General features: G+C 69.7%; 27 protein-coding genes. 16 read left to right on the plus strand and 11 right to left on the minus strand.

Going from position 1 to position 25,225, the window contains the following annotated elements:
* Nucleotides 1–87: 87 nt before the first annotated feature.
* On the plus strand, nt 88–525 hold the full coding sequence (locus H9622_RS05855; RefSeq protein ID WP_191765107.1) for a DUF1761 domain-containing protein: 438 nt from the start codon (nt 88–90) through the stop codon (nt 523–525).
* A 291-nt stretch (nt 526–816) separates the two neighbouring features.
* On the opposite strand, the gene purQ is transcribed toward H9622_RS05855, so the two are convergent.
* Together purQ and purS are read right to left on the minus strand one after the other, a co-directional pair.
* Complete coding sequence (gene purQ, locus H9622_RS05860) at nt 817–1,524, minus strand: phosphoribosylformylglycinamidine synthase subunit PurQ (protein ID WP_191765109.1); 708 nt, start codon at nt 1,522–1,524, stop codon at nt 817–819.
* Nucleotides 1,521–1,769, minus strand: coding sequence for a phosphoribosylformylglycinamidine synthase subunit PurS (gene purS / locus H9622_RS05865; RefSeq protein WP_191765111.1), 249 nt, complete (start codon nt 1,767–1,769; stop codon nt 1,521–1,523). Before purS ends, purQ begins: the two co-directional genes overlap by 4 nt.
* 260 nt (nt 1,770–2,029) lie before the next feature.
* On the opposite strand from purS, the gene H9622_RS05870 reads away from it, so the two are divergent.
* From H9622_RS05870 to H9622_RS05890, 5 genes are all read left to right on the plus strand, one after another.
* On the plus strand, nt 2,030–3,304 hold the full coding sequence (locus tag H9622_RS05870) for an ABC transporter substrate-binding protein (protein ID WP_191765113.1): 1,275 nt from the start codon (nt 2,030–2,032) through the stop codon (nt 3,302–3,304).
* A gap of 138 nt (nt 3,305–3,442) precedes the next feature.
* The gene (locus tag H9622_RS05875) at nt 3,443–4,465 is read left to right on the plus strand and encodes a carbohydrate ABC transporter permease (RefSeq protein WP_191765116.1); all 1,023 of its coding nucleotides are present in this window, start codon (nt 3,443–3,445) and stop codon (nt 4,463–4,465) included.
* On the plus strand, nt 4,462–5,379 hold the full coding sequence (locus H9622_RS05880) for a carbohydrate ABC transporter permease (RefSeq protein ID WP_191765118.1): 918 nt from the start codon (nt 4,462–4,464) through the stop codon (nt 5,377–5,379). Before H9622_RS05875 ends, H9622_RS05880 begins: the two co-directional genes overlap by 4 nt.
* A gap of 54 nt (nt 5,380–5,433) precedes the next feature.
* Nucleotides 5,434–6,903, plus strand: a complete 1,470-nt coding sequence (locus H9622_RS05885) for a glycoside hydrolase family 1 protein (protein WP_191765120.1) — start codon at nt 5,434–5,436, stop codon at nt 6,901–6,903.
* A gap of 25 nt (nt 6,904–6,928) precedes the next feature.
* The gene (locus tag H9622_RS05890; protein ID WP_191765122.1) at nt 6,929–7,942 is read left to right on the plus strand and encodes a LacI family DNA-binding transcriptional regulator; all 1,014 of its coding nucleotides are present in this window, start codon (nt 6,929–6,931) and stop codon (nt 7,940–7,942) included.
* Nucleotides 7,943–7,997: 55 nt separating this feature from the next.
* Here the strand turns inward: H9622_RS05890 and H9622_RS05895 are convergent, their stop codons facing one another.
* The 3 genes from H9622_RS05895 to H9622_RS05905 all read right to left on the minus strand — a co-directional run bounded on the left by H9622_RS05895 (nt 7,998) and on the right by H9622_RS05905 (nt 11,304).
* Nucleotides 7,998–8,888, minus strand: a complete 891-nt coding sequence (locus H9622_RS05895; RefSeq protein ID WP_225221561.1) for a VOC family protein — start codon at nt 8,886–8,888, stop codon at nt 7,998–8,000.
* Between the two features lie 50 nt (nt 8,889–8,938).
* A complete protein-coding gene (locus H9622_RS05900; protein ID WP_191765124.1) occupies nt 8,939–10,273 on the minus strand; it encodes a uracil-xanthine permease family protein in 1,335 nt (444 codons plus the stop codon).
* Nucleotides 10,274–10,344: 71 nt separating this feature from the next.
* Nucleotides 10,345–11,304 carry a phosphoribosylaminoimidazolesuccinocarboxamide synthase gene (locus H9622_RS05905; RefSeq protein WP_191765126.1) on the minus strand — a complete coding sequence of 320 codons (960 nt, stop codon included), beginning with the start codon at nt 11,302–11,304 and terminating at the stop codon, nt 10,345–10,347.
* Nucleotides 11,305–11,451: 147 nt separating this feature from the next.
* Between H9622_RS05905 and H9622_RS05910 the strand changes: the two genes are divergently transcribed.
* On the plus strand, nt 11,452–12,981 hold the full coding sequence (locus H9622_RS05910; protein WP_191765128.1) for a DHA2 family efflux MFS transporter permease subunit: 1,530 nt from the start codon (nt 11,452–11,454) through the stop codon (nt 12,979–12,981).
* 114 nt (nt 12,982–13,095) lie between these two features.
* On the opposite strand, the gene purD is transcribed toward H9622_RS05910, so the two are convergent.
* Nucleotides 13,096–14,367 (minus strand): phosphoribosylamine--glycine ligase, encoded by a 1,272-nt coding sequence (purD, locus tag H9622_RS05915; RefSeq protein WP_191765130.1) that lies wholly within the window; start codon nt 14,365–14,367, stop codon nt 13,096–13,098.
* 194 nt (nt 14,368–14,561) lie between these two features.
* On the opposite strand from purD, the gene H9622_RS05920 reads away from it, so the two are divergent.
* Both H9622_RS05920 and H9622_RS05925 read left to right on the plus strand, forming a co-directional pair.
* A complete protein-coding gene (locus H9622_RS05920; RefSeq protein WP_191765132.1) occupies nt 14,562–14,927 on the plus strand; it encodes a sterol carrier family protein in 366 nt (121 codons plus the stop codon).
* A 44-nt stretch (nt 14,928–14,971) separates the two neighbouring features.
* Nucleotides 14,972–15,307, plus strand: coding sequence for a potassium transporter Trk (locus H9622_RS05925; RefSeq protein WP_191765134.1), 336 nt, complete (start codon nt 14,972–14,974; stop codon nt 15,305–15,307).
* 44 nt (nt 15,308–15,351) lie between these two features.
* Here the strand turns inward: H9622_RS05925 and H9622_RS05930 are convergent, their stop codons facing one another.
* Complete coding sequence (locus tag H9622_RS05930; RefSeq protein WP_191765136.1) at nt 15,352–15,963, minus strand: zinc-binding alcohol dehydrogenase; 612 nt, start codon at nt 15,961–15,963, stop codon at nt 15,352–15,354.
* 185 nt (nt 15,964–16,148) lie between these two features.
* On the opposite strand from H9622_RS05930, the gene purM reads away from it, so the two are divergent.
* Genes purM through H9622_RS05945 form a run of 3 tightly spaced genes read left to right on the plus strand, consistent with a single transcriptional unit; the run spans nt 16,149 to nt 20,037 of the window.
* The gene (purM, locus tag H9622_RS05935) at nt 16,149–17,300 is read left to right on the plus strand and encodes a phosphoribosylformylglycinamidine cyclo-ligase (protein ID WP_191765138.1); all 1,152 of its coding nucleotides are present in this window, start codon (nt 16,149–16,151) and stop codon (nt 17,298–17,300) included.
* Nucleotides 17,301–17,306: 6 nt separating this feature from the next.
* Entirely contained in the window at nt 17,307–18,767 is a 1,461-nt protein-coding gene (gene purF / locus H9622_RS05940) for an amidophosphoribosyltransferase (protein ID WP_191765139.1), read from the plus strand.
* 43 nt (nt 18,768–18,810) lie between these two features.
* Entirely contained in the window at nt 18,811–20,037 is a 1,227-nt protein-coding gene (locus H9622_RS05945) for an MFS transporter (protein WP_191765141.1), read from the plus strand.
* Between the two features lie 37 nt (nt 20,038–20,074).
* On the opposite strand, the gene H9622_RS05950 is transcribed toward H9622_RS05945, so the two are convergent.
* Nucleotides 20,075–20,251, minus strand: a complete 177-nt coding sequence (locus tag H9622_RS05950; RefSeq protein WP_191765143.1) for a DUF3073 family protein — start codon at nt 20,249–20,251, stop codon at nt 20,075–20,077.
* A 160-nt stretch (nt 20,252–20,411) separates the two neighbouring features.
* Here H9622_RS05950 and H9622_RS05955 point away from each other — a divergent pair, with 160 nt between their 5' ends.
* Nucleotides 20,412–20,954, plus strand: coding sequence for a universal stress protein (locus tag H9622_RS05955; protein ID WP_191765145.1), 543 nt, complete (start codon nt 20,412–20,414; stop codon nt 20,952–20,954).
* A gap of 64 nt (nt 20,955–21,018) precedes the next feature.
* On the opposite strand, the gene H9622_RS05960 is transcribed toward H9622_RS05955, so the two are convergent.
* Nucleotides 21,019–21,627 (minus strand): PadR family transcriptional regulator, encoded by a 609-nt coding sequence (locus H9622_RS05960; protein ID WP_191765147.1) that lies wholly within the window; start codon nt 21,625–21,627, stop codon nt 21,019–21,021.
* Entirely contained in the window at nt 21,627–22,517 is an 891-nt protein-coding gene (locus H9622_RS05965; protein ID WP_191765149.1) for a DUF4097 family beta strand repeat-containing protein, read from the minus strand. The genes H9622_RS05960 and H9622_RS05965 overlap by 1 nt, the downstream gene beginning before the upstream one ends.
* A 138-nt stretch (nt 22,518–22,655) precedes the next feature.
* Between H9622_RS05965 and H9622_RS05970 the strand changes: the two genes are divergently transcribed.
* Nucleotides 22,656–23,435: a MerR family transcriptional regulator gene (locus tag H9622_RS05970; RefSeq protein ID WP_191765151.1), complete on the plus strand. Its 780-nt coding sequence runs from the start codon at nt 22,656–22,658 to the stop codon at nt 23,433–23,435.
* A 71-nt stretch (nt 23,436–23,506) separates the two neighbouring features.
* Here H9622_RS05970 and H9622_RS05975 read toward each other — a convergent pair whose 3' ends face one another.
* Nucleotides 23,507–23,671, minus strand: a complete 165-nt coding sequence (locus H9622_RS05975) for a hypothetical protein (protein ID WP_191765153.1) — start codon at nt 23,669–23,671, stop codon at nt 23,507–23,509.
* A gap of 243 nt (nt 23,672–23,914) precedes the next feature.
* Between H9622_RS05975 and H9622_RS05980 the strand changes: the two genes are divergently transcribed.
* Nucleotides 23,915–24,184 carry a DUF7218 family protein gene (locus tag H9622_RS05980; RefSeq protein ID WP_191765155.1) on the plus strand — a complete coding sequence of 90 codons (270 nt, stop codon included), beginning with the start codon at nt 23,915–23,917 and terminating at the stop codon, nt 24,182–24,184.
* Nucleotides 24,185–24,230: 46 nt separating this feature from the next.
* Nucleotides 24,231–25,199: a DNA topoisomerase IB gene (locus H9622_RS05985; RefSeq protein ID WP_191765158.1), complete on the plus strand. Its 969-nt coding sequence runs from the start codon at nt 24,231–24,233 to the stop codon at nt 25,197–25,199.
* Nucleotides 25,200–25,225: the final 26 nt, after the last annotated feature.

A 25,225-nucleotide genomic window follows, 5' to 3' on the forward strand; every position in this document is an offset into this window, starting at 1 on the left:
CGTGCTGGGGCCACGGCGCGGGGGTGCGGCGCTACGCTCACGTGCAGCGGCGGCGATGCGGCCCGGCCGCGAACGGAGGAGGCGACGATGGTTCCCGAGATCAACTATTGGGCTGTGCTGGTGGCGACGCTGTCGACCATGATCGTCGGTTCGGTCTGGTACGCGCCGAAGGTGTTCGGCACGCGCTGGGCGAAGCTGGCGAACGTCGACATGAACCGCGACCAGACGGCGCTGCAGGCGTGGATGCCGATCATCGTGACGGTCTTCGTGAGCTTCGTGTCGGCCTGGGTGCTCGCCGGCGCGACCGCCATCTCGTGGCACTTCTACGGCAGCGGGTTCCTGCTGGCGGCGCTCGGCACCGCCGTGATCCTGTGGGCGGGCTTCACCGCGGCGCGCTTCATCACGCACGACCAGTTCGAGGGCCGTCCGACCTCGCTCACGGTCATGAACATCGCCCACGAGCTCGTCACGTTCGTGGTCATGGGCATCATCATCGGCGTCTGGCCGCCGGCCGGCACCGTCTGAGCGCTCGGCGGCGGGGCGCAGCACCGCGCCCTCGCCCATGCCCGCGAGACCTCTCATCGGCGACGAGACGACGTGCGCGGGATGACGTCTCGCCGTGTATTCGATGTTTCGGCGGAGAGGCGGGGGCGAGGAGCGGATGCCGTGGCCTCAGGCGCCGGAAACGCGCGCGAGCGCAGCACCGCGCCGCCCTCACCCACGCCCGCGAGACATCGCATCGGCGACGAGACGACGTGCGGCAGACGTCGTTTCGTCGTGCCTGCGCTGTCTCGCGGGAAAAGGACGAGCTGCGCGTCAGACGGCCGCGCCGACCACGGCGGCGATCGCCGAGGTGAAGAACGGCAGGCCGTCGACGCCGGAGCGCATGGCGGCCGCGGTGTCGGGGCCGAAGCCGGCCTCGACGGCGTGCTCGGGGTGCGGCATGAGGCCCACCACATTGCCGCGCGCGTTGGTGAGGCCGGCGATGTCGCGAAGGGAGCCGTTGGGGTTCACGCCGAGGTAGCGGAACGCGACGAGCCCTTCGCCCTCGAGGCGGTCGAGTTCGGACTCCGAGGCGATGTACCCGCCGTCGGCGTTCTTGAGCGGGATGACGATCTCCTGGCCCGTGGCGAAGTCGCTCGTCCAGGCGGTGTCGTTGTTCTCGACGCGAAGCTTCTGGTCGCGGCGGATGAACTGCTGGTGCGCGTTGCGGATCAGGCCGCCGGGCAGCAGGTGCGCCTCGACGAGCATCTGGAAGCCGTTGCAGATGCCGAGCACGGGCATGCCCTTGGCGGCGGCATCCTTCACCTCCGCCATGATCGGCGCGAGCGCCGCGATCGCACCGGCGCGCAGATAGTCGCCGTAGCTGAATCCGCCGGGGAGCACGAGCGCGTCGACGCCCTCGAGGTCGTGCGAGCCGTGCCACAGGGCGACGGCCTCGCCGCCGGCGAGCTCGATCGCGCGGTGGGCGTCGCGGTCGTCGAGCGACCCGGGGAAGGTGATGACACCGATGCGGGCGGTCACTCGACCACCTCGACGCCGACCACATCCTCGATCACGGAGTTGGAGAGGATCTCGTCGGCGACCTGACGCGCAGTGGCGAGCACCTCGTCGGTGACCTCCCCCTCGACGGTGAGCTCGAACCGCTTGCCGATGCGCACCGAGGTGAACGCGTCCTGACCCAGACGCGCGAGAGCGCCGGAGACAGCCTTCCCCTGCGGGTCGAGCAGCTCGGCCTTGGGCATGACGTCGACGACGATGGTGGGCATACGAGAGCTCCAGGAGTCGCGGGAAGGGTTGTCCCCAGTCTACGGGCCGAGGCATCCGCTCGTCGCCCGGGGTCGTGCCATGTGTCGTGATGCAACCGTGACACGTTCGTGGGAGCGCTCCCTTGACATCCGTGGGAGCGATCCCATACGGTGATGCTCAGTCCGGTGGGAACGCTCCCATGGCACCGCGGTCCGGCACCCGTCCCGAACCGCTCACACCCTGCAACACATTTCGACCCTGACAACACAAAGGAGTGACAGTGAACTCACGCGCCTTCCGTCGAAGCGCAGTGGCAGTCGCCGCCTTCTCGGCCTCGGCCATCGTCCTCGCCGGCTGCGCCGGCGGCGGCGGCGGCCAGCCGTCGGCAGATTCCGACGAGCCCATCACGCTCACCATCGCCACGTTCAACGACTTCGGCTACACCGATGAGCTCCTCCAGGAGTACATGGACGAGAACCCGAACGTGACGATCGTCCACAACCGCGCCGCCGAGTCCGGCGACGCGCGCGCGAACTACTTCCAGAAGCTGGGCAAGGAGGGTCTCGCCGACATCGAGGCAGTCGAGATCGACTGGTTCGCTGAGGCGATGCAGTACTCCGACCTGCTCGCCGAGGCTCCCGACAGCGTCAAGGGCCGCTGGCTCGACTGGAAGGAAGCCGCCGCCACCGACGGCGACGGACGTCTTGTCGGCTTCGGCACCGACATCGGCCCGCAGGGCATCTGCTACCGCGCCGACCTGTTCGAGGCCGCCGGGCTGCCCAGCGACCGCGAGGGCGTCGCCGAGCTGTTCGACGGCGACTGGGAGAACTTCCTCGACGTCGCCGACCAGTACAAGGAAGCCACCGGCAAGCCGATGATCGACTCGGCGAACTCGGTGCTCCAGGGCATCGTCAACCAGATCGAGTACACGTACACCGAGCCCGACGGCACGGTCATCGCCACCGACAACCCCGAGATCCAGGCTGCCTACGAGCTCGTCACCGAGCGCGCGGTCCCGAACTCGGCCTACGCCGGCCAGTGGTCCGACGACTGGTTCGCCTCGATGGCCAACGGCGAGTTCGCCACGATGCTCTGCCCGGGCTGGATGCTCGGCGTCATCTCGGGCAACGCTCCCGACGTCACCGGCTGGGACATCGCCGATGTCTTCCCGAACGGCGGCGGCAACTGGGGCGGCTCGTACCTGACCGTTCCCGCCAACGGCGCCAACGTCGACGCAGCGCTCGCGCTGGCCGACTGGCTCACCGCCCCCGAGCAGCAGGTCAAGGCGTTCACCAACGCGGGCACCTTCCCCAGCCAGCTCGAGGCGTACGAGGACCCGACCCTCACCGACGCGACGAACGAGTACTTCAACGACGCTCCGACCGGTGAGATCCTCAGCACCCGCGCCGAGGCCGTCACGGTCGCTCCCTTCAAGGACGCGAGCTACTTCAAGTACCACGACGCGCTCCAGAACGCGGTCACGCGCGTCTTCGACGGTGTCGAGGACGAGCAGACCTCGTGGGACACCTGGGTCGCCGAGGTCGAGGCCTTCTGATAGGCGTGGCCTAGCCACCACGGCCGCTCGCCCGGCCGTGGTCTGACCGAAGGAGGAGTGTGCGCGGGTCTCACCCGGCCCGCGTGCACTCCTCCTGCACCGCCCCGCCTCTCCCCGAACAATGAATCGGAGCCTCCGGTGACCTCGACCGCAACCCGCCCCACGGCATCCGGGCCGGCCGACCGGCCGACTCCGGTACGCCAGCCGCGCGTGATCTCCTTCTCCCACCGCCTCAGCCGCTGGGACCTCAAGCTCTCGCCGTACCTCTACATCTCGCCGTTCTTCATCGTCTTCGCGATCGTCGGCCTGTTCCCGATCGCCTACACCGCGGTGATCTCGTTCCAGAACTGGGACCTGGTGCGCAACTCCGGCGAGTTCGTCGGCTTCGACCAGTACATCTGGATCCTGCAGAACCCGCAGTTCTGGACGGCGCTGCGCAACACCTTCAGCATCTTCCTGCTGTCCACGGTGCCGCAGCTCATCCTCGCGATCTTCATCGCCGCGATGCTCGACCGCAACATCCGCGCCAAGACGTTCTGGCGCATGGGCGTGCTGCTGCCCTACGTGATGGCACCGGTCGCCGTCGCCCTGATCTTCAGCAACATGTTCGGCGACAACCACGGCCTCGTGAACAACATCCTCACCGACCTCGGACTCCAGCCGATCCCGTGGCACAAGGACCCGTTCTGGAGCCACATCGCCATCGCCACCATGGTCAACTTCCGGTGGACCGGCTACAACGCGCTGATCCTCCTCGCCGCGATGCAGGCCATCCCGCGCGACTACTACGAAGCGGCGACCGTCGACGGTGCCGGCGCGTTCCGCCAGTTCATCTCGATCACGGTGCCCTCGCTGCGCCCGACGCTGATCTTCGTGATCATCACGTCGACGATCGGCGGTCTGCAGATCTTCGACGAGCCGCGCATGTACGACAACACCGGTGAAGGCGGGGCGGCGCAGCAGTGGCTGACGATCACCCTGTTCCTCTACAACATCGGCTGGCGCGAGTGGAACTTCGGGCGGGCGGCGGCACTCGCATGGATCCTGTTCCTCATCATCCTCGTGATCGGCCTCATCAACCTCATGGTCACCCGAAGACTCGTCCGAGACGAGGGCGGCCGCGGCGTCGTGTCGCCGCGCAAGAAGGGAATCCGCCGATGAGCATCAGCACTCCTCCGCCGCTCGCGACCATCGAAGAGGGCATCCCGCAGGAGGCCGCGCGTCGTCGCAACAACCGCACGACCAAGATCCGCGGCTACCGCCCGGGGTTCTGGGTCTACGCCGGCCTCGGCATCGTGATCCTGTCGGCGGTGTTCCCCTACTACTGGTCGTTCCTCATCGGGTCGGGCGACTCGTCGACGATCAACGACCCGAACATGTCGTGGATCCCCGGCGGCAACTTCATCGCCAACGCGACGTCGGTGATGAACGACCCGGCCGTGAACTTCTGGCCGGCGCTGTGGAACTCGATCTACAGCTCGACCCTCATCGCCGCCGCCGTCGTCATCACCTCGACGCTCGCGGGCTGGGCGTTCGCGAAGCTGCGCTTCCGCGGCAGCAAGGCCCTGCTCGTCTTCGTCGTCGCGACGATGGCCGTGCCCATGCAGCTGGGCGTCGTGCCGCTCTACATCCTGTTCGCCGACCTCGGCTGGACCGGTCAGATCGGCGCGATCATCATCCCCGCGCTCACCAGCGCGTTCGGCGTGTTCTGGATGACGCAGTACCTGCAGCAGTCCGTGCCCGACGAGCTGATCGAGGCGGCGCGCGTCGACGGGGCATCCATGATCCGCACCTTCTGGGTGATCGGCGTCACGGCGGCGCGACCGGCTGCGGCGATGCTGTTCCTCTTCACGTTCGTGGGTGCCTGGAACAACTTCTTCTGGCCGTTCATCGTGCTCGACCGGCAGAACCCGACGCTGCCCGTGGCGCTGTCGCTGCTGCAGTCGAACTACTTCGTCGACTACTCGGTCGTCCTCGCCGGGGTGCTGCTGTCGACCATCCCGCTGCTGATCCTCTTCGCCTTCGCGGGCAAGCAGCTCGTCAGCGGCATCATGGCCGGCGCCGTAAAGGGCTGACCCGCGGCATCCCGCCCCCTCTTTTCGAACCACTTCAGAAAGGACGCCGTCCGCATGACCGCGACCACTGCGCGCGCCTTCCCGTCGAACTTCCTCTTCGGCGCGGCCACCGCCGCCTTCCAGATCGAGGGGGCCGCCCTCGAGGACGGCCGCCGTGCCTCCATCTGGGATGCCTTCTGCCGCGTTCCGGGAGCCGTCATCAACGCCGACAACGGCGACGTCGCGTGCGACCACTACCACCGCTACGCCGACGACGTCGCGCTGATGAAGTCGATGGGCTTGCAGACGTACCGCTTCTCGACGTCGTGGTCGCGCGTGCGGCCCGACGGCGGCGCGCTCAACGCCCAGGGCGTCGACTTCTACAAGCGGCTGGTCGATGAGCTGCTGGATGCCGACATCCTGCCCTGGCTGACCCTGTACCACTGGGACCTGCCGCAGGCGCTGCAGGAGAAGGGCGGCTGGGCGAACCGCGACACCGCCGACAGGTTCACCGAGTACGCGCTCGACATGCACGATGCGCTCGGCGACCGGGTGAACGTCTGGACGACGCTCAACGAGCCGTGGTGCTCGTCGTTCCTCAGCTACACCGCAGGTCTTCACGCGCCGGGTCACTACAGCGTCGAGGAGGGCGTGCTGGCTGCGCACCACCTGCTGCTCGGTCACGGTCAGACCGTGCGCGAGCTGCGGGCGCGCGACGCGTCGCTCAACCTCGGCCTCACGCTGAACCTGACCGTCGCCGACCCGGTCGACGAGAACGACCCCGCCGACCTCGATGCCGCGCGTCGCATCGACGGCCAGTTCAACCGCTGGTTCCTCGACCCGGTGTTCCGCGGAGCGTACCCGGCCGATGTGGTGGAAGACATCCGGAAGGTGGATGCCGCGGCCATCGCCGCGTGGGAGTCCGCGGTGCGCCCGGGCGACCTCGAGGCCATCTCGACGCCCATCGACACGCTGGGAGTGAACTACTACCACGGCGAGTTCGTCGGCGGACACGCGCCCGCCGTGGCGCCGATCGGCGGCGACGCGCCGACCGACCGGCCCGGCGCCTCGCCCTTCCCGTCGCACGAGGGCATCTTCTGGCACGAGCGCGGCCTGCCCCGCACGCCGATGCACTGGGAGGTGCAGCCCGAGGGACTCACGCGCCTGCTCGAGCGGGTGTGGGACGAGTACGCGCAGCCGGCAGGCACGGTTCTCTTCGTCACCGAGAACGGCGCCGCCTACGACGACGAGCGCGTCGTCGAGGACGGCGAGGTGCGCGTGCACGACGCCGAGCGCGCCGACTTCGTCCGCTCGCACCTGGGCGCGATCCTCGACGCGGTGGAAGCCGGGGTCGATGTGCGGGGATACTTCTACTGGTCGCTCCTCGACAACTTCGAGTGGGCGTGGGGGTACGAGAAGCGGTTCGGCATCGTCCGGGTCGACTACGACACCCAGCTGCGCACGGTGAAGGACAGCGGTCGCGAGTACAGCCGCATCATCGCCGCGCGCGAGCTGGAGCGAGAGACGGCGACCGTCGGGTCGTAGCATCCCGGAAGGAAAGGCAGACGGCATGACGACGGACGCGATGCGCGGATCGGTGACGATCGAGGAGGTCGCCGCGGCTGCGGGTGTCTCCCGATCGACGGTCTCGCGGGTCGTGAACGGCTCGACGGCCGTGAGCCCCGAGGCGCTCGAGGCGGTCAAGCGCGCGATCTCGGACCTCAACTACGTGCCCAACCGCGCCGCCCGCTCGCTCGCGAGCCGGCAGACGCACGCGATCGCGCTCGTCGTGCCCGAAGACACCACGCGGTTCTTCGGCGACCCCTTCTTCGCGGCGATCGTGTCGGGCATCAACGCGCGGCTGAGCCGGTCGGACTACGTGCTCAACCTGTTCATCGCGAACGACGACCCGGGCGACAAGACCACGAGCTACGTGCGCAGCGGCGCGGTCGACGGCGCGATCATCGTGTCGCACCACACGAGCGACAGCTTCATCGACCGCATCGCCTCGGCCGTGCCGGTCGTCTACGGCGGTCGGCCCGTGCGCGAGCGCGAGCGCGACTACTACGTCGACGTCGACAACGTCCGCGGCGGACACGACGCGACGACGTACCTGATCGAGCGCGGACACCGGAACATCGCGACCATCACCGGACCTCTGACCATGCCGGCCGGCGTCGACCGCCTGCAGGGCTACCGCGACGCGCTGCGGGCGTGGGATCTGCCCGAGGGCGAGGTCGTCGACGGCAACTTCACCGCCGACGGGGGTGCCGACGCGATGCGCGCTATCCTCGCGGCCGGCGCGCGGCCCGACGCGATCTTCATCGCGAGCGACCTCATGGCCCGCGGCGCCCTCACGGTGCTGGCCTCGGCCGGACTGCGCGTTCCGGAGGACATCGCGATCATGGGCTTCGACGACTCGCCGGTCGCCACGTCGGTGACGCCGCAGCTGACGACCATGCGCCAGCCGTCGTTCGCACAGGGCGAGCGGATGGCGACGGTGCTGCTCGACCTGCTCGCCGGCCGCCACCCGCGGCACGTGACGATCCTCGAGACCGAGCTCGTCGTCCGCGACTCCGTCTGAGCACCCGGCCTGTTCCCCGCGTACACCGAACCAAATTCGAGAGTGGGAGCGCGGGTCAGCCCTGGCCGGGCGCCGTCGCGACGAGAAGGTTCGCCCAGGGGTCGTCGAACGACAGGTCGCGGCCGTCGTCGCGTACCTGAAACCCGTGGTGCCGCAGCCGCTCGGAGAGCTCGCCCATCGCGTCGGCGTCGGGCAGCGCGAGGTCGACGCGTCCGAGGCCGAGCGCAGGCATGCGGGGGCCGGCTCCACGCGAGTTCCACACGTTCATCGCCATGTGGTGGTGGTAGCCGCCGGCGCTCACGAACAGCGCCTGGTCGCCCAGTGTCGCGGTCGCGTCGAACCCGAGTGCGTCGATGTAGAAGGAGCGGGCGGTCGCGACATCCCCCACGGAGAGATGCACGTGACCGACGGATGCCGCGTCCCCGGCCGTCGCGCCGAGTGCGGCCTCCTCGGTGAGGTGCTCGCCGAGGAAGCTGTTCGGGTCGAGGTACAGGGTCGCCATCTCGACCTGCCCGTGCGTCCACGACCACTCCGTGCGCGCGCGGTCCCAGTACAGCTCGATGCCGTTGCCCTCGGGGTCGGTGAAGTAGAACGCCTGGCTGACGAGGTGGTCGGCCGATCCGGTGAACGTTCCGGGCGCATGACGCGCGACCGAGTACAGCGCCGCAGCCAGAGCGGTCTGCGTCTCGAAGAGGATCGCCGTGTGGAACAGCCCCGCCGACCCGGGCGTCGCCTGCCGCAGCGACGGCTCGTACCGGAGGACCACGATCGGGCGCCCGGCGCGGCCGAGCGTCACGGTGTCGCCCTCGGCTGCGAGCACCTGCAGCGTCACGACGTCGCGGTAGTACGCCGTCATCGCGTCGAGGTCGCCCACGAGCAGCGTCACGGCGCCCATCGACGTGTCGGCGGCGAGCCGGTCGCCGTGGTCTGCGGGGAGATCAGTCATGTGTACCTACAACTATCTCGTCCCGCCCGGTATTCCGGGCGTGGACTGCCTCAGCGCACCGGTGCGTTCTCGGGGTCGCCGCCGAGCGGACCGACCGCCGGGATCGGGCCGCCGTCGTCCGCACCCGTCTTGCGCCAGCGCGCGATGGCGTTGCCGAGGTGGTAGATCAGCAGGGCCGCGGCGGCCCCGATCACGATCGCGCCGAGCTGGAACTCACCCCACTGCATCGTGAAGCCCGCGATCGCGATGACGAGGGAGACGGCGCCGGTGTACTGGTTGACCGGCCGCGAGAAGTCCACGCGGTTGTCGACCCAGATCTTGATGCCGATGATGCCGATGAGTCCGTAGAGGGCCGTCGTCACGCCGCCGAGCACACCCGCCGGCACCGAGGCGATCACGGCACCGATCTTCGGCGACAGCGCCAGCAGCACGGCCACGACGCCGGCGACCCAGTAGGCCGCCGTCGAGTACACGCGGGTCGCAGCCATGACGCCGATGTTCTCGCCGTACGTCGTCGTTCCCGAGCCGCCGAAGAAGCCGGCGAGCGTGGTCGCGGCCCCGTCGGCGATGAGTGCACGGCCAGTGTGCTGGTTGACCGAGGCATCCGTCATCGTCGCCACACCGCGTACGTGACCCACGTTCTCTGCGATCAGCACGAGCACCACGGGCAGGAACATCGCGATGACGCTCCACGTGCCGGGCGCGGCGAAGTCGGCGAGGTGGAACTCGGGCAGCCCGAACCAGTCCGCCTCGTCGGCGGCGGAGAAGTCGACCTCGCCGAAGAGCAGGGCGACGACGTAGCCCACGATCACGCCGAGGAAGATCGAGATGCGGCCGAGGAAGCCGCGGAACAGCACGCTGAACAGGATCACCGCGACGAGGGTGACGGATGCCGTCACCGGCTGCTGCTCGAAGTTGTCCCACGCGACCGGGGCGAGGTTGAAACCGATCAGCGCGACGATCGCACCGGCGACCACCGGCGGCATGAGCTTGTCGATCCAGCCCATGCCCGCGAACTGCACGACGAAGCCGACCGCCGCAAGCAGGACGCCGACGGCGACGATGCCGGCGAGGGCGGAGCCCATGCCCTGCGACGCGGTCGCCGCAGTCACCGGCGCGATGAACGCGAACGACGAGCCGAGGTAGCTGGGGAGCTTGTTGCGGGTGACGACGAGGAAGAGCAGCGTGCCGATGCCCGAGAAGAAGAGGGTCGTCGAGACGGGGAAGCCCGTGATCACCGGCACCAGGAACGTGGCGCCGAACATCGCGACGACGTGCTGCGCGCCGATCGCCACCGTCGCCGGCCAGTTCAGCCGCTCGCCGGGAGTGACCACCTGGCCGGGTTCGACGGTCCGGCCGTTGCCGTGAAGGGTCCACAGAGGCATGCGCGCTCCTTGCGCTCGAGGATGATGCGCCCCTCACCCTAGCGACGGTGCGGGACGGCGGAGATCCGGGGTCAGGCGGCGGTGAGACGCTCGAGCAGCTCGCGGTAGCGGGCCGTGGTGCGCTCGATCACGTCGGCGGGGAGCGCCGGCGGCTCGCCCTCGCGCGGAGCCGGCCAGTTCGCGGCCAGCCAGTCGCGCACGATCTGCTTGTCGAAGCTCGCCATGCGCTCCTCGGGCGTCGTGCCCGAAGCCCAGGCCGCGGCATCCCAGTACCGCGACGAATCGCTCGTGAGCACCTCGTCGGCGAGCGTCATCACGCCGTCGTCGTCGATGCCGAACTCGAACTTCGTGTCTGCGAGGATCACACCGTGCTGCTCGGCGGTGCGCGCGGCCCGTGTGTAGATCTCGAGCGACAGGTCGCGCAGCTCGGCGGCGCGCTCCGCGCCCACGAGCTCCACGGTGCGCTCGTACGAGATGTTCTCGTCGTGCTCGCCCATCGGTGCCTTCCACGCCGGGGTGTAGATCGGCTCGGGCAGCCGGTCGCCGTTCTGCAGCCCCGCCGGCAGGGCGATGCCGCACACCGTGCCGTTCTCGCGGTACTCGGCCCACCCCGAGCCGGTGAGGTAGCCGCGCACGACGCATTCGATCGGCTGCATGTCGAGGCTCTTCACGACCATGGCGCGGCCCGTGACGGCATCCGGGATCAACGACTGCAGATCATCGGCGGTGTTCGCCTCGCCGTCCGCGCCGAGGGTCAGCACGTGCGACGACGCGAGATGGTTCGGGATGCTGCGCCCGCCGTCCGCGCCGGCCAGCCGGTCGAACCACCACAGGCTGAGCGTGGTCAGCAGCACGCCCTTGTCGGGGATGCCGGGCGACAGCACGTGGTCGAACGCGCTCACACGGTCGCTCGCGACGACGAGCATGCGCTCGGCCGTGGCGGCGTGGGCCGCGTCAGCGGGGACGTACAGGTCGCGGACCTTGCCGGAGTACACATGCCGCCAGCCGGGCAGTTCGAGGGGGCTCGTCACCTGCCCATTATCCCGGGCCGCGCTGCCGCCTCGGCCTCGCGCGTGGGCGGGCGTCGCGCGCGGGATCTCCGGGATCGACCCGCGTGGGCGTGGAGGAGGCGTAGAGTCCCCCCGGACTCTTCGACATGGAGCGACATGAAGGATGCGATGACGGAACAGACGACCCGGGCCGCGGCATCCGCTCGCCCCTCCAAGGGTCCGCGCAGCGCCTGGCCCGCCCTCTGGGCACTGGTCATCGGGTTCTTCATGATCCTCGTCGACACGACGATCGTGTCGGTGGCGAACCCGGCCATCAAGGCGGCGCTCGACCCGGAGACGAACAACCTCGACAACGTGGTGTGGGTGACGTCGGCGTACCTCCTGGCGTACGCGGTGCCGCTGCTCATCACCGGTCGCCTGGGCGACCGGTTCGGTCCGAAGAACATCTACCTCATCGGGCTCGCGGTGTTCACGCTGGCCTCGCTCGCGTGCGGCCTGTCGCCGACCCTCGGCGCGCTGATCGCGTTCCGCGCCGTACAGGGCCTCGGTGCCGCGATGATGACGCCGCAGACCATGGCCGTCATCACCCGCACCTTCCCGCCGAACCAGCGGGGTGCGGCGATGGGGCTGTGGGGCGCCACCTCGGGGGTCGCGATGCTCGTCGGCCCGCTCGCCGGCGGTCTGCTCGTCGACGGCCTCGGCTGGGAGTGGATCTTCTTCATCAACATCCCGGTCGGGATCGTGGGCTTCGTCCTCGCCTGGATCCTCGTGCCGAAGCTCGAGACGCACCCGCACAAGTTCGACCTCGTGGGCGTGGTGCTCAGTGCGGTCGCCCTGTTCCTCATCGTGTTCGGCCTGCAGGAGGGCGAGACCTACGACTGGGGCGTGATCTGGGGCCCGATCACGGTGTGGGGGCTGATCCTCGCCGGCGCCGTCGTGCTCGCGCTGTTCATCTGGCAGCAGGCCAAGACGAAGAGCGAGCCTCTCGTGCCGCTGGAGCTGTTCCGCGACCGCAACTTCTCGGTGGCGAACATCGGCATCGCGACCGTCGGGTTCACCGTGACGAGCATGTCGCTGCCGCTGATGTTCTTCATCCAGCTCGGCCGCGGTCTCACCCCGACCGAGGCGGCGCTGCTGCTCGTGCCGATGGCCGTCGCCGCCGGTGTGCTCTCGCCGATCGCCGGGCGCTGGCTCGACCGCACCGACCCGCGCGTCCTGCTCGTCCCCGGCCTGCTGCTCGTGACGGGGTCGCTCGTCCTCTACTCGTTCCTGATGAACGTCGACACCCCGATCTGGATGTTCCTCATCCCGTCGTTCATCATGGGCGTCGGAAATGCCGGCATGTGGGGTCCGCTCGCGACGACCGCGACGCGCAACCTCGCGCCGCGTCAGGCCGGCGCCGGAGCGGGCATCTACAACACCATGCGCACGATCGGATCGGTGCTCGGCTCGGCGTCGATCGCCGTGTTCATGCAGGCGCGCCTCGAGGCGAACCTCCCGGGTGCCTCCGAAGCGGCGGCGGGTTTCGGCGAGGGCACGCTGCCTCCGCAGGTCGCCGAGCCGTTCTCGACGGCCATGGCGCAGGCGATCCTGCTGCCGGCGGCCGTGCTGCTGATCGGCGTGGTCGCGGTGCTGTTCCTGCGTCGGCCGACGCCGATGCCGACCGCCGAGTGGCAGGCCGCCGAGGAGGCCGGGTAGGTGCGGGGACCGGTTGCTCCAGCCGCGCCGGGGTGAATCGTCAGGCCTCCGGTTCAGCCGCGCCGAATTGCGCTGCAGGGCGGCGGAAGGCCGCGGAACGCCGCGGTCGAACCGTCAGTCCTCGACGACGCGGGCCGCGATGTCGGTGCGATGCTGCCCGCCCTCGAGCCCGATCTCGGCGATCGACCGGTAGACGCGGCCGCGCGCCTCGGTGAACGTCGTTCCCAGTCCGACCACGTTCAGCACGCGCCCGCCTGTCGCGACGACGCGGCCATCGGTCTCGGCCGTGGCCGCGTGAGCGAGGTGGACGCCCTCGACGGCGGCCGCGGCATCCAATCCGCTCAACGGGCGGCCGGTCACGGGTGACTGCGGATATCCCTCGCTCGCCAGCACCACGGTCACGGCGACCGCGTCGGCGAAGGCAGGCCGGGGGCGGCTCTCGAGATTGCCGGATGCCGCGGCCAGCAGCAGCTCCGACAGCGGGTCGACGAGCCGGGGCAGCACGACCTGCGTCTCGGGGTCGCCGAAGCGCGCATTGAACTCGATGACCTTCACGCCGGCATCGGTGAGGATGAGCCCGGCGTAGAGGAGGCCGATGAACGGCGTGCCCTCGGCGTCGAGCCGGCGGATGACCGGCTCGGCCACCTCGCGTGTGACGAGGTCGACGAACTCGTCCTCGCCGCCGAAGCGCTCCGACAGCCACGGCAGCGGCGAGTATGCGCCCATGCCGCCGGTGTTGGGGCCGGCGTCGGCGTCGAGCAGGCGCTTGTAGTCCTGGGCGGGGCTGAGCGGAAGCACGTGGTCGCCGTCGCTCAGGAAGAACAGCGACACCTCGGGCCCGGAGAGGAACTCCTCGACGAGCACCGGTCCGGACGGGAGGTAGGCGTCGGCGTGCTCGATCGCCGCGGCGCGGTCCTCGGTGACGATGACGCCCTTGCCCGCAGCCAGGCCGTCGGCCTTCACGACGTATGGGGATCCGAGCTCGTCGAGCGCGCCCTCGAGCTCGGCGCGGTTCGTGGCCCGCAGCGCGCGCCCGGTGGGGACGCCCGCGGCGTCCATGATGCGCTTGGCGAACGCCTTGGAGCCCTCGAGCTGCGCCGCGGCCTTGCCGGGCCCGAACACCGGGATGCCTCGCTCGCGCAGGGCGTCGGCGACGCCGGCGACGAGCGGAGCCTCGGGGCCGATCACGACGAGGTCGATGGCGTTCCCGTTCGCGAAGACGGTGACGGCGGCGGGATCGTTCGCGTCGAGCGCCACGACCTCGGCGTCCTGCGCGATGCCGGCGTTGCCCGGAGCCGCGAAGATCTCGTGCGCCGTGTCTTCCGAGCGCAGGGCGAGGATGATGGCGTGCTCGCGCGCGCCCGAGCCGAGTACGAGGATCTTCACGCGACCAGCCTACCGAGGGCGATCTGCTGCGTTTCGGCGATCCGCAGTCAGGCGACCCGCGGTCGGCGCCGCTGTGCGAGCGAGCGACGGGCACGGCGTTTCCCGACGGTGGGACCGGAATGGGCCGTCACGCGGGAACCGGACGCGGCGGCGTGGCCGCCCCGACCGTGCTCCGCGCGGCGTAGCGTTGACTCATGCCGCGAAGGATCACGACCGACGAGGGACGAACCGCCCTCGAAGCCGTGCATGCGGCGGGCGAGGCATCCCTCCCCTCCCGCACCGACCTCGCGACCGCCGTGCGCTACCTGCTGCAGCTGCTGGCGGAGAAGGCGCCGGGCAACTCGGTCGAGGTTCGCGTGCCGCCGTTCGGTGCGGTGCAGGTCGTCGAGGGTCCGCGCCACACCCGCGGGACGCCGCCGAACGTCGTCGAGACCGATTCCGCCACGTGGATCGCGCTCGCAACCGGACAAGAGCTGTGGACGGATGCCGCGGCCCAGGGCCGCATCCTCGCATCCGGCACTCGCGCCGACATCTCCGACCTGCTCCCGCTGCGCCCCTGAGACCGGCCGGTGCCGCCGCTCGCCAGGAGTGGGACAATGGAGGCATGCCGGATCACGTCGAAGACCACATCGAGACCGTGCGCGTCCGCCGCGCACCGAAGATCTCGGTCTTCCTGCTCGCCGGCGCCGCGCTCGGCGTGGTGGTCGCGATGATCCTCACGTTCGCGTTCGACGGCTCCGCCGAGAAGAGCCCGAACACCGGGCTCGTCTACTCGCAGGGCCAGGTGTTCGGCTTCCTGCTCCTCGTCTGCATCCCCGTCGGGCTCGCGCTCGCCGGCTTCGTCGCGCTCTGGTTCGACCGCCGTTCGAGCAAGCGCACGCGCGAGGTCACGGTCGACCACGAGTCGGTGCAGGTCGACGAGGATCGTCCCGCCTCCTGACGCCGGCCGGCCCCCTGTCGACGCCCGCTTCAGCTCGCCGCGCCTCAGGCCAGCTCGGCGATGATCGGGTGGATGGCGGCGTCGAATGCCGCGACGTCGCCGCGCAGGCCGTCGGTGACGGCGATCGTCAGCGAACCGATCCACCACACGCCGCGCTGAGTCAGCGGCAGCACCTGCACGTTGAGTTCGAACGAGTGGGCGCGTCGTCCGACCTGACGCTCGTGCTCGGCGATCGCGCTCGCGTACGCCCGGTACGACGTTCCGGTGCCGGGGCTCGCGTCGCGCCGATAGCGAGCATGTGCGGACTGCGTGAACGCCAGCGCCCCCGCCGCGTGCGGCGCGACGGCGGCGCGCAGCTCGTCGCAGCCCTCCGACGGCAGCGCGAGGAGCGTGTCGAACCCATCGACGAGGTCGAGCGGCACGGGAGACGGATGCGCCTGCGGCTCGACCGTCATCGCCCAGTACTCGCGCCACTGGCGTTCGAGGAGGGCCTGGGCCTCTTCGGACCGCTCGTTCACGCGGGGAGGGATGCCGCGCAGCTGCGGCAGCTCGTCAGGGGAGCGGATGCCCAGCACCTGTCGCAGATAGAGCGCGAGAAGGACGGGCTGACCGGCGTCTTCGCGGATCAGCCACTCCGGAGCACCGGTGCCGCCCATGCCGCCATTCTAGAACCGGCCACTCCCATCGAGCCCGCCGATCCACAGGTACTCAACCCCGTCGAGTGTCCACGGATGCCGCCTGGTCGACCCGGGTTACGGCGCTTCCGTGGACACTCGACGGAGGTGGCAGCCGCCGCGGTCACGCGGCATCCGCCTCGCCGTCGCGCCGGTAGGCTGGAGGCGTGGCCTCCTCTTCGCCCGATGCCCCCTCTTCCACGCCGGTGAACCCGTACGCGGCCGCCGGAGTCGACACCGCCGCCGGCGACCTCGCCGTCGAGCTGATGAAGTCGGCCGTCCGCCGCACGCACGGACCCGAGGTGCTCGGCGGGGTCGGCGGCTTCGCCGGGCTCTTCGACGCTTCGGCCTTCACGGCGTACGACAAGCCGCTGCTCGCGACGAGCACCGACGGCGTCGGCACCAAGGTCGCGATCGCGCAGGCGATCGACAAGCACGACACGATCGGGCTCGACCTGGTCGGCATGGTCGTCGACGACATCGTCGTGGTGGGCGCGAAGCCGCTCTTCATGACCGACTACATCGCGTGCGGCAAGGTCTTCCCCGAGCGCATCGCCGACATCGTCCGCGGCATCGCCGCCGGCTGCCACGAGACCGGCACCGCCCTCGTCGGCGGAGAGACGGCCGAGCACCCGGGACTGCTCGGCATCAACGACTACGACGTCGCGGGCGCCGCGACCGGCGTCGTCGAGGCGGCCGGCGTGCTCGGGGCCGACCGTGTGCGCGACGGCGACGTCGTGCTCGCGCTCGCCAGCTCGGGCCTGCACTCCAACGGCTACTCGCTCGTGCGCCACATCGTCGCCGGCGCCGGCATCCAGTACGGCGACCGCGCCGCCGACCTCGGCTCGCACGTCACGTGGGGCGAGGCGCTGCTGGAGCCCACGCGCCTCTACACCCAGCCCCTCCTGCGCCTCATCGCCGAGACCGGCGACGCCGTCCATGCCCTCAGCCACGTCACCGGCGGCGGCATCGCCGCGAACCTGGCGCGTGTGCTCCCGCAGGGCACGTGGGTCGAGGTCGACCGCTCGACCTGGTCGCCGCCGCCTGTCTTCCGCGTGCTGGCCGACCTCGGCGACCTCGATCTGGAGTCCACCGAGGGCACCTGGAACCTCGGCATCGGGTTCCTGGCCGTCGTGTCGGCCGAGAAGGCGGAGGCGGCAGCATCCGCTCTCACCGCCGGAGGCATCGCGACCTGGCAGGTGGGCGTCGTGCGCGACGGCAGCCGGCCGGACGGCGAGTTCGAGCAGGGCGCGAAAGGCGTCGACGGCGGCGCGGTGCGTCTCGTCGGCGCATACAGCGAGAACAACGGAGCGAAGTAACACCCCATGTGCGGAATCGTCGGGATGGTGGGCCGCGGCTCGGTCAATCAGGAGATCTACGACTCACTCCTCCTGCTGCAGCATCGAGGTCAGGACTCCACGGGCATCGCCACCGCCGAGACCAACGGCGTCTTCCACGTGCACAAGGAGAAGGGCCAGGTGCGCGAGGCGTTCCGCACGCGCGACATGCGCGCGCTCCTCGGCAACCTCGGTCTCGGTCACGTGCGCTACGCGACGAAGGGCACGGCGTCGAGCGAGGAGGAGGCCCAGCCGTTCTACGTGAACGCGCCGTACGGCATCGTCCTCGTGCACAACGGCAATCTCACGAACACCCGAGAGCTCACCGACGAGCTCTTCCATAAGGACCGCCGGCACCTCAACACGTCGTCCGACACCGAGCTGCTCGTGAACGTGCTCGCCAACGAGCTGCAGAGCTCGATCTCGGGCGTCGAGCTCGAGCCGGAGCAGATCTTCCAGGCCGTGACCCGCGTGCACGAGCGCGTCGAGGGGTCGTATGCCGCCATCGCGCTCATCGCCGGTCACGGACTGCTCGCGTTCCGCGACCCGTACGGCATCCGGCCCCTCATCCTCGGCACGCGCAAGAACGACGACGGCAGCTACGAGTGGGTCGTCACGAGCGAGTCGCTCGTCCTGGAGAACGGCGAGTTCGAGGTCGTGCGCGACGTCGACCCCGGCGAGGCGGTGTTCGTCGACCTCGACGGTCACCTGCACACCCAGCAGTGCGCGGTCGACCCGAAGCTGGTGCCGTGCTCGTTCGAGTACGTGTACCTCGCGCGGCCCGACTCCATCATGAACGGCATCTCCGTCTACGAGGCTCGGCTGCGCATGGGTGATCGCCTGGCCGACACGATCGCCAAGTACACTCCCCCGGGGGCGATCGACGTCGTGATGCCCATCCCCGACTCGTCGCGGCCCGCCGCGATGCAGGTCGCGCGCAAGCTCGGCATCGAGTACCGCGAGGGCTTCTACAAGAACCGCTACGTGGGCCGGACGTTCATCATGCCGGGACAGGCGGCCCGCAAGAAGAGCGTGCGCCAGAAGCTCAACGCGATGTCGAGCGAGTTCAAGGGCAAGAACGTGCTGCTGATCGATGACTCGATCGTGCGCGGTACGACGTCGAAGCAGATCATCCAGATGGCGCGGGATGCCGGAGCCAAGAGCGTCACCTTCGCGTCGGCGGCCCCTCCCGTGCGGTACCCCCACGTCTACGGAATCAACATGCCGTCGCGCCATGAGCTCGTCGCGCACGGCCGCACGATCCCCGAGATCGCCGAGGAGCTCGGCGCCGACTACATGGTCTACCAGGAGGTCGAAGACCTGAAGGCGGCGATCCTCGAGGGCTCCGACGTCGACGACCTCGACATGAGCTGCTTCGACGGGCGGTACGTCACCGGAACGGTGACCGAGGAGTACCTGGCGTGGGTCGAGGGCTCCCAGGAGTCCTGACACACGCGCGGCCGGGGCATCCGGCGGCACGTAGGCTTGACCGGTGAGTTCCCCTGCCCGTCCGCTCTGGCGCGGGCGTGCACTCGCCCTCGTCGGCATCGTGCTCTTCGCGTTCTCGTTGCGCTCGGCCGTCGCCTCGCTCTCGCCGCTGTTCGACCACATCTCAGCCGAGTACGACGTGCCGGCCGCGGTGATCGGGCTCATCGGAACCGCGCCGCCCGTCTGCTACGCGGTGTTCGGGCTGCTGACACCCGCGCTCGAGCGCAGGTTCGGCCTCGAGCGCCTGGCGGTGGCAGCGATGGTGGTGGTCGCGCTCGGGCTGATCGCGCGCGCCCTCGCGCCGAACTCCGGCCTGCTGCTGGCGGGGACCGCGCTCATCTTCGCGGCGGTCGGCAGCGGCAACATCCTCTTGCCGCCGCTCGTCAAGCGCTACTTCCCCGATCGCATCGGCCTCATGACGACGGTGTTCTCCACCACCATGGCCGTGTCGACCTTCGTTCCCCCGCTCTTCGCCGTTCCGGTGGCGGATGCCGCGGGCTGGCGCGTCTCGCTGGGACTCTGGGCCGTCTTCGCAGTCGTGGCGCTGGTCCCCTGGATCGGCCTCGCGCTGCGACAGCATGCCGCTGCGAGCGATGACGACATCGAGCAGCCACCGCCGGGCGTGCTGGGACGCATGTGGCGCGTCCCGCTCGCCTGGGCGCTGACGGTCGGCTTCGCCGTGTCGAGCACGCTGGCCTACACCTCGTTCGTCTGGCTGCCCACGATTCTCGTCGATATCGCGGGCGTCACTCCGGCGGTCGCGGGAGTGCTCCTCGCGCTCTTCGCCTTCATGGGCCTGCCGGCGTCGCTCACCGTGCCGCTGCTGGTGACGCGCTGGAATGCGACCCGCGCCCTGTTCGGCGTCGCCGTGGGCACCGGGCTCGCCGGCATCGCGGGCCTGCTCTTCGCGCCGACGGCGGCGCCGTGGCTGTGGGTCGGGCTGCTCGGGCTCGCGCCCCTGCTGTTCCCGATGACCCTGGTGCTGCTCGGGCTGCGTACGCGCACCCACGAGGGAGCCGTCGCGCTGAGCGGGTTCGTGCAGAGCGTCGGCTACGCGATCGCGGCACTGTTCCCGTTCGGCATCGGCCTGATCCACGATGTCACCGGCTCATGGACGGTGCCGCTCCTCATCCTCGCCGCGGTGGTCGCGGCCGCGATCCCGGCGGGGGTCGTCGCGGCGCGCAAGCACACCGTCGAAGATGACTGGGAGCGCCGTCACGGCACGTGGTGAGGCATCCGCTCAGGGGGAGCCGGAGAAGCGCGTACGGCTACGCCTTCTCGTCTTCGTACTCGTCGGAGTACTGATCCGCCCACTTGTCGACGTACTGGTCGTCGGACGGGTGTCCGAGCTCGCGCTCGAGCGCCCCGTAGTTGACGCTGTGCACGTCGTACTTGAGTTCGCGGGCGATCTTGGTGTGCTTCGCCTTCTGACGGCCACGCCCCATGCGAGACCCCCTCATTTGTGAGTCGCGGGCAATCTGTCGGCCCGCCGCAACGACGCCGGCTCGAGGCCGGTAAGAGTAGCATTCAGGATAACACGGAGCCTCCACACCCCGGCGGGCTCCGGCGCTGTTGCGGCATCGGCGCGCGAGGAAGCGAGGACGCATGACGGATGAGGCATCGGACCGGGCGGAAACCGCCCCGTCGAACGAGGCGGTGATGGGCGCGGTCATCGTGGGGGTCGTCCCCGACCAGTCCACCCGCGTGCTGGGCGAGGGAGCGCGCTATGCGAGGCTGCTCGGCGCTCCGCTTCTCGTCGTGCATGTCGACGTCACGCGGTTCGTCACGTACGAAGACCCCGACGGTTATGTCCACTCCGCGCCGATCGACCTCAACATCGCCGCAGGTGAGGGCGAGCTTGCCAAGGTCACCGAGACGGTGACTGCATTCCTCGCCGGACATGACGTCGACTGGAGCATCCAGCAGCTCGTCGGCGACCCTGCCATGGCGATCAAGCACCTGGCCGAGAAGATCGACGCCAAGCTCATCGTCGTCGGGACGCGCAAGCGCGGGCTCGGCGAGTCGATCCGCGAGTTCTTCACCGGCTCGGTGGCCGCGCGTCTCGCGCATCGGCAGCACCGCAGCATCCTCGTCGTGCCTCTCGGAGAGCCCGTGGCCGACGACGAGGACATCTGGCCGGGGCCGTAAGCCGCTCCGACCGGGGTCTCGCTGCGCCCGCTCGACGAACGAGCGCAGCGAGACGGTCCCCAGGTCAGCCGTTGAGCGTGCGGGTGACGTCGCGCGCGATGCGGTCGAGGTCGTCCGCGAGTTCGTCCACGAACGTCGCAGCCAGGACGCCGCCGCGGGCGACGTGCGACCGGAGGTCGCTGCGCAGCCGTGCGCGGAACTCGCTGATCGCGGCATCCGCCCGATGAAGCTGTTCCCGCGTGAGCACGCGCGGGTCGTCGCTCTCGGTCGGCTGCGGCGCGCTCTGACGCTCGTCGGCGCTCGCGGCGGCGAGATCGGCTCGCAGGCTCTTCATCGCCTCGCGCACGCTCCCGCGCACCTCTTCAGCGATCAGGCGGACCGAGTCGGCGAGGCCGGCCTCGATGCCCTCGAGGTCGCCCGCGCGGGACTGCACTTCGGCATGCCCGGCCTCGGTGATCGCGTACACCGTCTTGCGGCCGTCGATCGACTTGGTCACGAGTCCCTCCTCTTCGAGCTTGGCGAGGCGAGGGTAGATCGTGCCTGCGCTGGGCGTGTACGTGCCGCCGGTGCGGTCGGACAGCGCCTGCATGATGTCGTAGCCATGCCGGGGTCCTTCGTCGAGGAGGTTCAGCAGGTACAGGCGCAGGTCGCCATGGGAGAAGACGGGGCTCATCACCACTTCTCCTCAGTCGTCTCGTCCGCGGACTCGACCGCGGGGCCGGTCGGGGCGGCCGGCGCGGCCGGTGCGGAGGACCGGCGGAGCACCGTGACATCACCCGAGACGGAGTTGGCTCGCACATCGGCGAAGTTGCCGCTGAGCTCGCCGACGGATCCCGAGAAGTTGGTCGTGGGACCCGTGCCCTTGCCCGAGCGGACGACGCCGTCGATCTGCACGCGACCGCTGACGCTGCGCACCACGAAGTTGGCGGGGTAGCCCTCATCGAGGCGGACGGTCGAGGCGCCGCTGACCGTGTTGAGGTTCGCGGCGTGGAGCTCTCCCGTCGAGTCGATCAGCATCGACCCCGAGACGGTGTCGACGGTCGCCTTGCGCAGTGAGCCGGTGGCCGCCACGTCGCCCGAGACGCTGTTGGCGCTGAGCGAGCCGACCAGCTCGCGCACCTGCACGTCGCCCGAGACGGCATTGACGGTGAGGTCGCCGGTGAGCCCGTCGACGATGATGTCGCCGGATACGGTGTTGAGGCGCGTGTCGGTGTGAAGTCCCGACACGAGGGCGCTCGCGCTCACGACGCCGAGCGTCAGTGCCACCGAGCGGGGGACTGCGACGCTGATCTCGGCCTTGGGGCCGCCGTCGCCGAAGTTGCGGAAGACCTCGAGGAAGTTGTCCCACCGCAGCTGCGGGTGGTCGATCTCGACCTGGTCGCCGACGACCTCGATGCGGAGGTCCTTGATGGTGACGCCGTGCACCTCGATGCGGGCACCGGGCTCGTCGTGGGCGATGACGTCGATCTGGCCGCCGACCAGGCCGACCTTGAGGCGGCTGACCGTCTCCAGGTCGATGACGCGCGTCTCGCCCGGGTGGATGATCCACTTTTCCAGGGTCATGGTGTTCTCCAGGGGTATCAGGGATGGTCGCGATATATCGCGTCTAGCGAGAGTAACACGATATATCGCGAGATTGTCAAGATTCGTTCTCGCAGGTGGCTTGACCTTGACGTGACGTCAACCTCTAGCGTGGTGGACATGAACGAGGACGAGTGGTCGATACAGCAGATCGCGAAGCTCGCCGGCACGACGAGCCGCACGCTGCGGCACTACGGCGACATCGGGCTGCTTCCCGCGTCGCGCGTCGGCGCCAACGGCTACCGCTACTACGACCAGGCCGCGCTCGTGCGCCTGCAGCGCATCCTGCTGCTGCGGGACCTCGGCCTCGGGCTTCCGCAGATCGCGGATGTCCTCGGCCGAGAGTCGTCCGAGGCGCACGCCCTCGAGAGCCACCTCGCGTGGCTCCGGCAGGAACAGGACCGGCTGACACGACAGGTGGCAGCGGTCGAGACCACCATCACCGCGTTGAAAGGAGGTGAACGACTGATGGCAGAGAACATGTTCGACGGCTTCGACCACACCCAGTACAAGGACGAGGTCGAGCAGCGCTGGGGCGAGAAGGCCTACGCCGACAGCGACCGCTGGTGGCGCGGCATGAGCGCCGACGACAAGAAGGCGTGGCAGCAGCGCGTGTCAGACCTCGGTCGCGACTGGATCGCAGCCGCCGAGAGCGGCATCGCACCCGAGAGCGACGAGGCGCAGGCCGTCGCACGTCGGCACGTGGAGTGGCTGACCGGCATCCCCGGCACGCCCGCCGCGGTGCCCGGCGGCGACGTCAAGGCCTACGTGATCGGGCTGGGTGAGATGTACGTGGCCGACCCGCGATTCGGCGCGAACTATGCGACGAGCGCGGGAGGCACGGCCGGCGCGGAGTTCGTGCGGGACACCCTGCGCGTCTACGCCGACGCGAACCTCTAGAGCAGAAACACGGATGCCGCAGCCCGATGGGCTGCGGCATCCGTGGTTTCCGGAGAGATGGATCCGGAAGGTCAGACGCGTCGGCTGCCGCCGATTACTCGGAACAGGAACGCGATGAGAGCGATCACACCGACGATCAGGGCGACCCACAGCAGCCAGCTCAGGGCGCTGTTCAGGCCTCCGACGATCGCCAGCACGACTGCGACGACGATGATGATGATCAGGGCGAGGTTCATGGAGGTTCTCCTTCTCCTTCGTCGGTGCGCGGGGTCTGCGCATCGGATGCCTTTCGGGCAGTCACACCACAGTGGCACCCGGGATTCCACGTCGACAAGGGCTTGACGGCCCCTTGTCCGCGGTGATACCCGGGTGTGCGGGGTGAGCAGTAGGCGGGCAAGGGCGTGCTGTCAAGCCCGCGCCCCTCTGCCCTGGCGGGCTCTACCGTGGCGTCACCATCCCATCACCATCGAGGAGGAGCCATGCCTCGCGGACGCGGTTCTGCCAGCCTCAAGGATCCGGAGCTCTACGAGGAGCTGCGCGATGACGGGGCGTCCAAGGAGAAAGCCGCGCGCATCTCGAACGCCGCCGCGCGCGACGGGCGCAAGAAGATCGGCGAACGCGGCGGGGAGTCGGGTTCGTACGACGACTGGACGGTCGACGACCTGCGCAGACGGGCCAAGGAACTCGGGATCACGGGATACTCGGGAAAGAAGAAGGCCCAGCTCATCGACATGCTGCGCAACCACTGACACGCGCTCGGGGGCGCAGCCGCCGGGAACAGAAGAAAGGTGACGGATGCCGAAGCTGATGCGCGTGCGCCCCTTCCAGGACCCCGGATACACCCGGCGGCGCGCAGGCTCGGGCTTCCGCTACGTCGACGCCAAGGGCGCGGCCTGTCCGGATGGGCACCTGGAGCGCATCCGCGCGCTCGTCATCCCGCCGGCGTGGGAGGACGTCTGGATCTGCGTCCGACCCGACGGTCACATCCAGGCCGTCGGCACCGACGACGCCGGTCGACGTCAGTACATCTACCATCCGGAATGGACGGCCGGTCGCGACAAGCGGAAGTACGCCCGAGCGCTGCAGCTCGCACAGACCCTGCCCCGCGCTCGTGCGCGGGTGACCACGTCGCTGCGTCGCAGCGCGCTCGACCGGGAACGCGTGCTGGCGGTGGCGTTCCGCCTGCTCGACCAGGCCGCCCCGCGCATCGGCTCCGAGCGGTATCTCAACGCGCACGGCAGCCGCGGGCTGACCACATTGCAGCGGCGGGATGCCTCGGTCGAGGCATCCGTCGTCACGCTCTCCTTCCCCGGCAAGAGCGGCAAGCGACAGTACCTCGAGGTCGACGACGGCGACCTCGCCGCGGCCGTCGAGATCCTCGCGGCGGGCCGCCCGCGCTCGGCGCTTCTCTCGTGGGAGCGCGGACGCCGGCGCGTGGCGCTCACGCCGAGCGAGGTGAACGACTACGTCCGCTCGCTGACCGGCGGGCGGTTCACGGCGAAGGACTTCCGCACGCTGCGGGGCACGATCCTCGCCGCGGAGGCACTCGCCCGCATCGGCACCGTCGACACCGCGACCGAACGCAAGCGCGCCGAGAGTCTCGCGGTGCGCGCCACGGCCGAGGCGCTCGGCAACACGCCGTCCGTGGCCCGCGGCTCGTACATCGACCCCCGTGTCTTCGTCCGGTACCGCGACGGCCAGTTGCTCGACCTGTCGATCTCACCGGAGTCGGCGATCCTGGCGCTCATCCGAGGGCGGCGCTGAACCGCGTGCCGCGGCTCCGGTCGAGG

It is taken from the genome of Microbacterium gallinarum (assembly GCF_014837165.1).
Lineage (GTDB): Bacteria > Actinomycetota > Actinomycetes > Actinomycetales > Microbacteriaceae > Microbacterium > Microbacterium gallinarum.

Coding starts and splice junctions, on each gene's coding strand:
- H9622_RS05880 (WP_191765118.1), top strand. CDS start 4,462: ATGAGCATCAGCACTCCTCCGCCGCTCGCGACCATCGAAGAGGGCATC.
- H9622_RS05900 (WP_191765124.1), bottom strand. CDS start 10,273: ATGCCTCTGTGGACCCTTCACGGCAACGGCCGGACCGTCGAACCCGGC.
- H9622_RS05965 (WP_191765149.1), bottom strand. CDS start 22,517: ATGACCCTGGAAAAGTGGATCATCCACCCGGGCGAGACGCGCGTCATC.
- H9622_RS05855 (WP_191765107.1), top strand. CDS start 88: ATGGTTCCCGAGATCAACTATTGGGCTGTGCTGGTGGCGACGCTGTCG.
- H9622_RS05980 (WP_191765155.1), top strand. CDS start 23,915: ATGCCTCGCGGACGCGGTTCTGCCAGCCTCAAGGATCCGGAGCTCTAC.
- purS (WP_191765111.1), bottom strand. CDS start 1,769: ATGCCCACCATCGTCGTCGACGTCATGCCCAAGGCCGAGCTGCTCGAC.
- H9622_RS05895 (WP_225221561.1), bottom strand. CDS start 8,888: ATGACTGATCTCCCCGCAGACCACGGCGACCGGCTCGCCGCCGACACG.
- H9622_RS05890 (WP_191765122.1), top strand. CDS start 6,929: ATGACGACGGACGCGATGCGCGGATCGGTGACGATCGAGGAGGTCGCC.
- H9622_RS05975 (WP_191765153.1), bottom strand. CDS start 23,671: ATGAACCTCGCCCTGATCATCATCATCGTCGTCGCAGTCGTGCTGGCG.
- H9622_RS05960 (WP_191765147.1), bottom strand. CDS start 21,627: ATGAGCCCCGTCTTCTCCCATGGCGACCTGCGCCTGTACCTGCTGAAC.
- H9622_RS05920 (WP_191765132.1), top strand. CDS start 14,562: ATGCCGCGAAGGATCACGACCGACGAGGGACGAACCGCCCTCGAAGCC.
- H9622_RS05885 (WP_191765120.1), top strand. CDS start 5,434: ATGACCGCGACCACTGCGCGCGCCTTCCCGTCGAACTTCCTCTTCGGC.
- H9622_RS05955 (WP_191765145.1), top strand. CDS start 20,412: ATGACGGATGAGGCATCGGACCGGGCGGAAACCGCCCCGTCGAACGAG.
- H9622_RS05985 (WP_191765158.1), top strand. CDS start 24,231: ATGCCGAAGCTGATGCGCGTGCGCCCCTTCCAGGACCCCGGATACACC.
- purF (WP_191765139.1), top strand. CDS start 17,307: ATGTGCGGAATCGTCGGGATGGTGGGCCGCGGCTCGGTCAATCAGGAG.
- H9622_RS05925 (WP_191765134.1), top strand. CDS start 14,972: ATGCCGGATCACGTCGAAGACCACATCGAGACCGTGCGCGTCCGCCGC.
- H9622_RS05930 (WP_191765136.1), bottom strand. CDS start 15,963: ATGGGCGGCACCGGTGCTCCGGAGTGGCTGATCCGCGAAGACGCCGGT.
- H9622_RS05950 (WP_191765143.1), bottom strand. CDS start 20,251: ATGGGGCGTGGCCGTCAGAAGGCGAAGCACACCAAGATCGCCCGCGAA.
- H9622_RS05970 (WP_191765151.1), top strand. CDS start 22,656: ATGAACGAGGACGAGTGGTCGATACAGCAGATCGCGAAGCTCGCCGGC.
- H9622_RS05910 (WP_191765128.1), top strand. CDS start 11,452: ATGACGGAACAGACGACCCGGGCCGCGGCATCCGCTCGCCCCTCCAAG.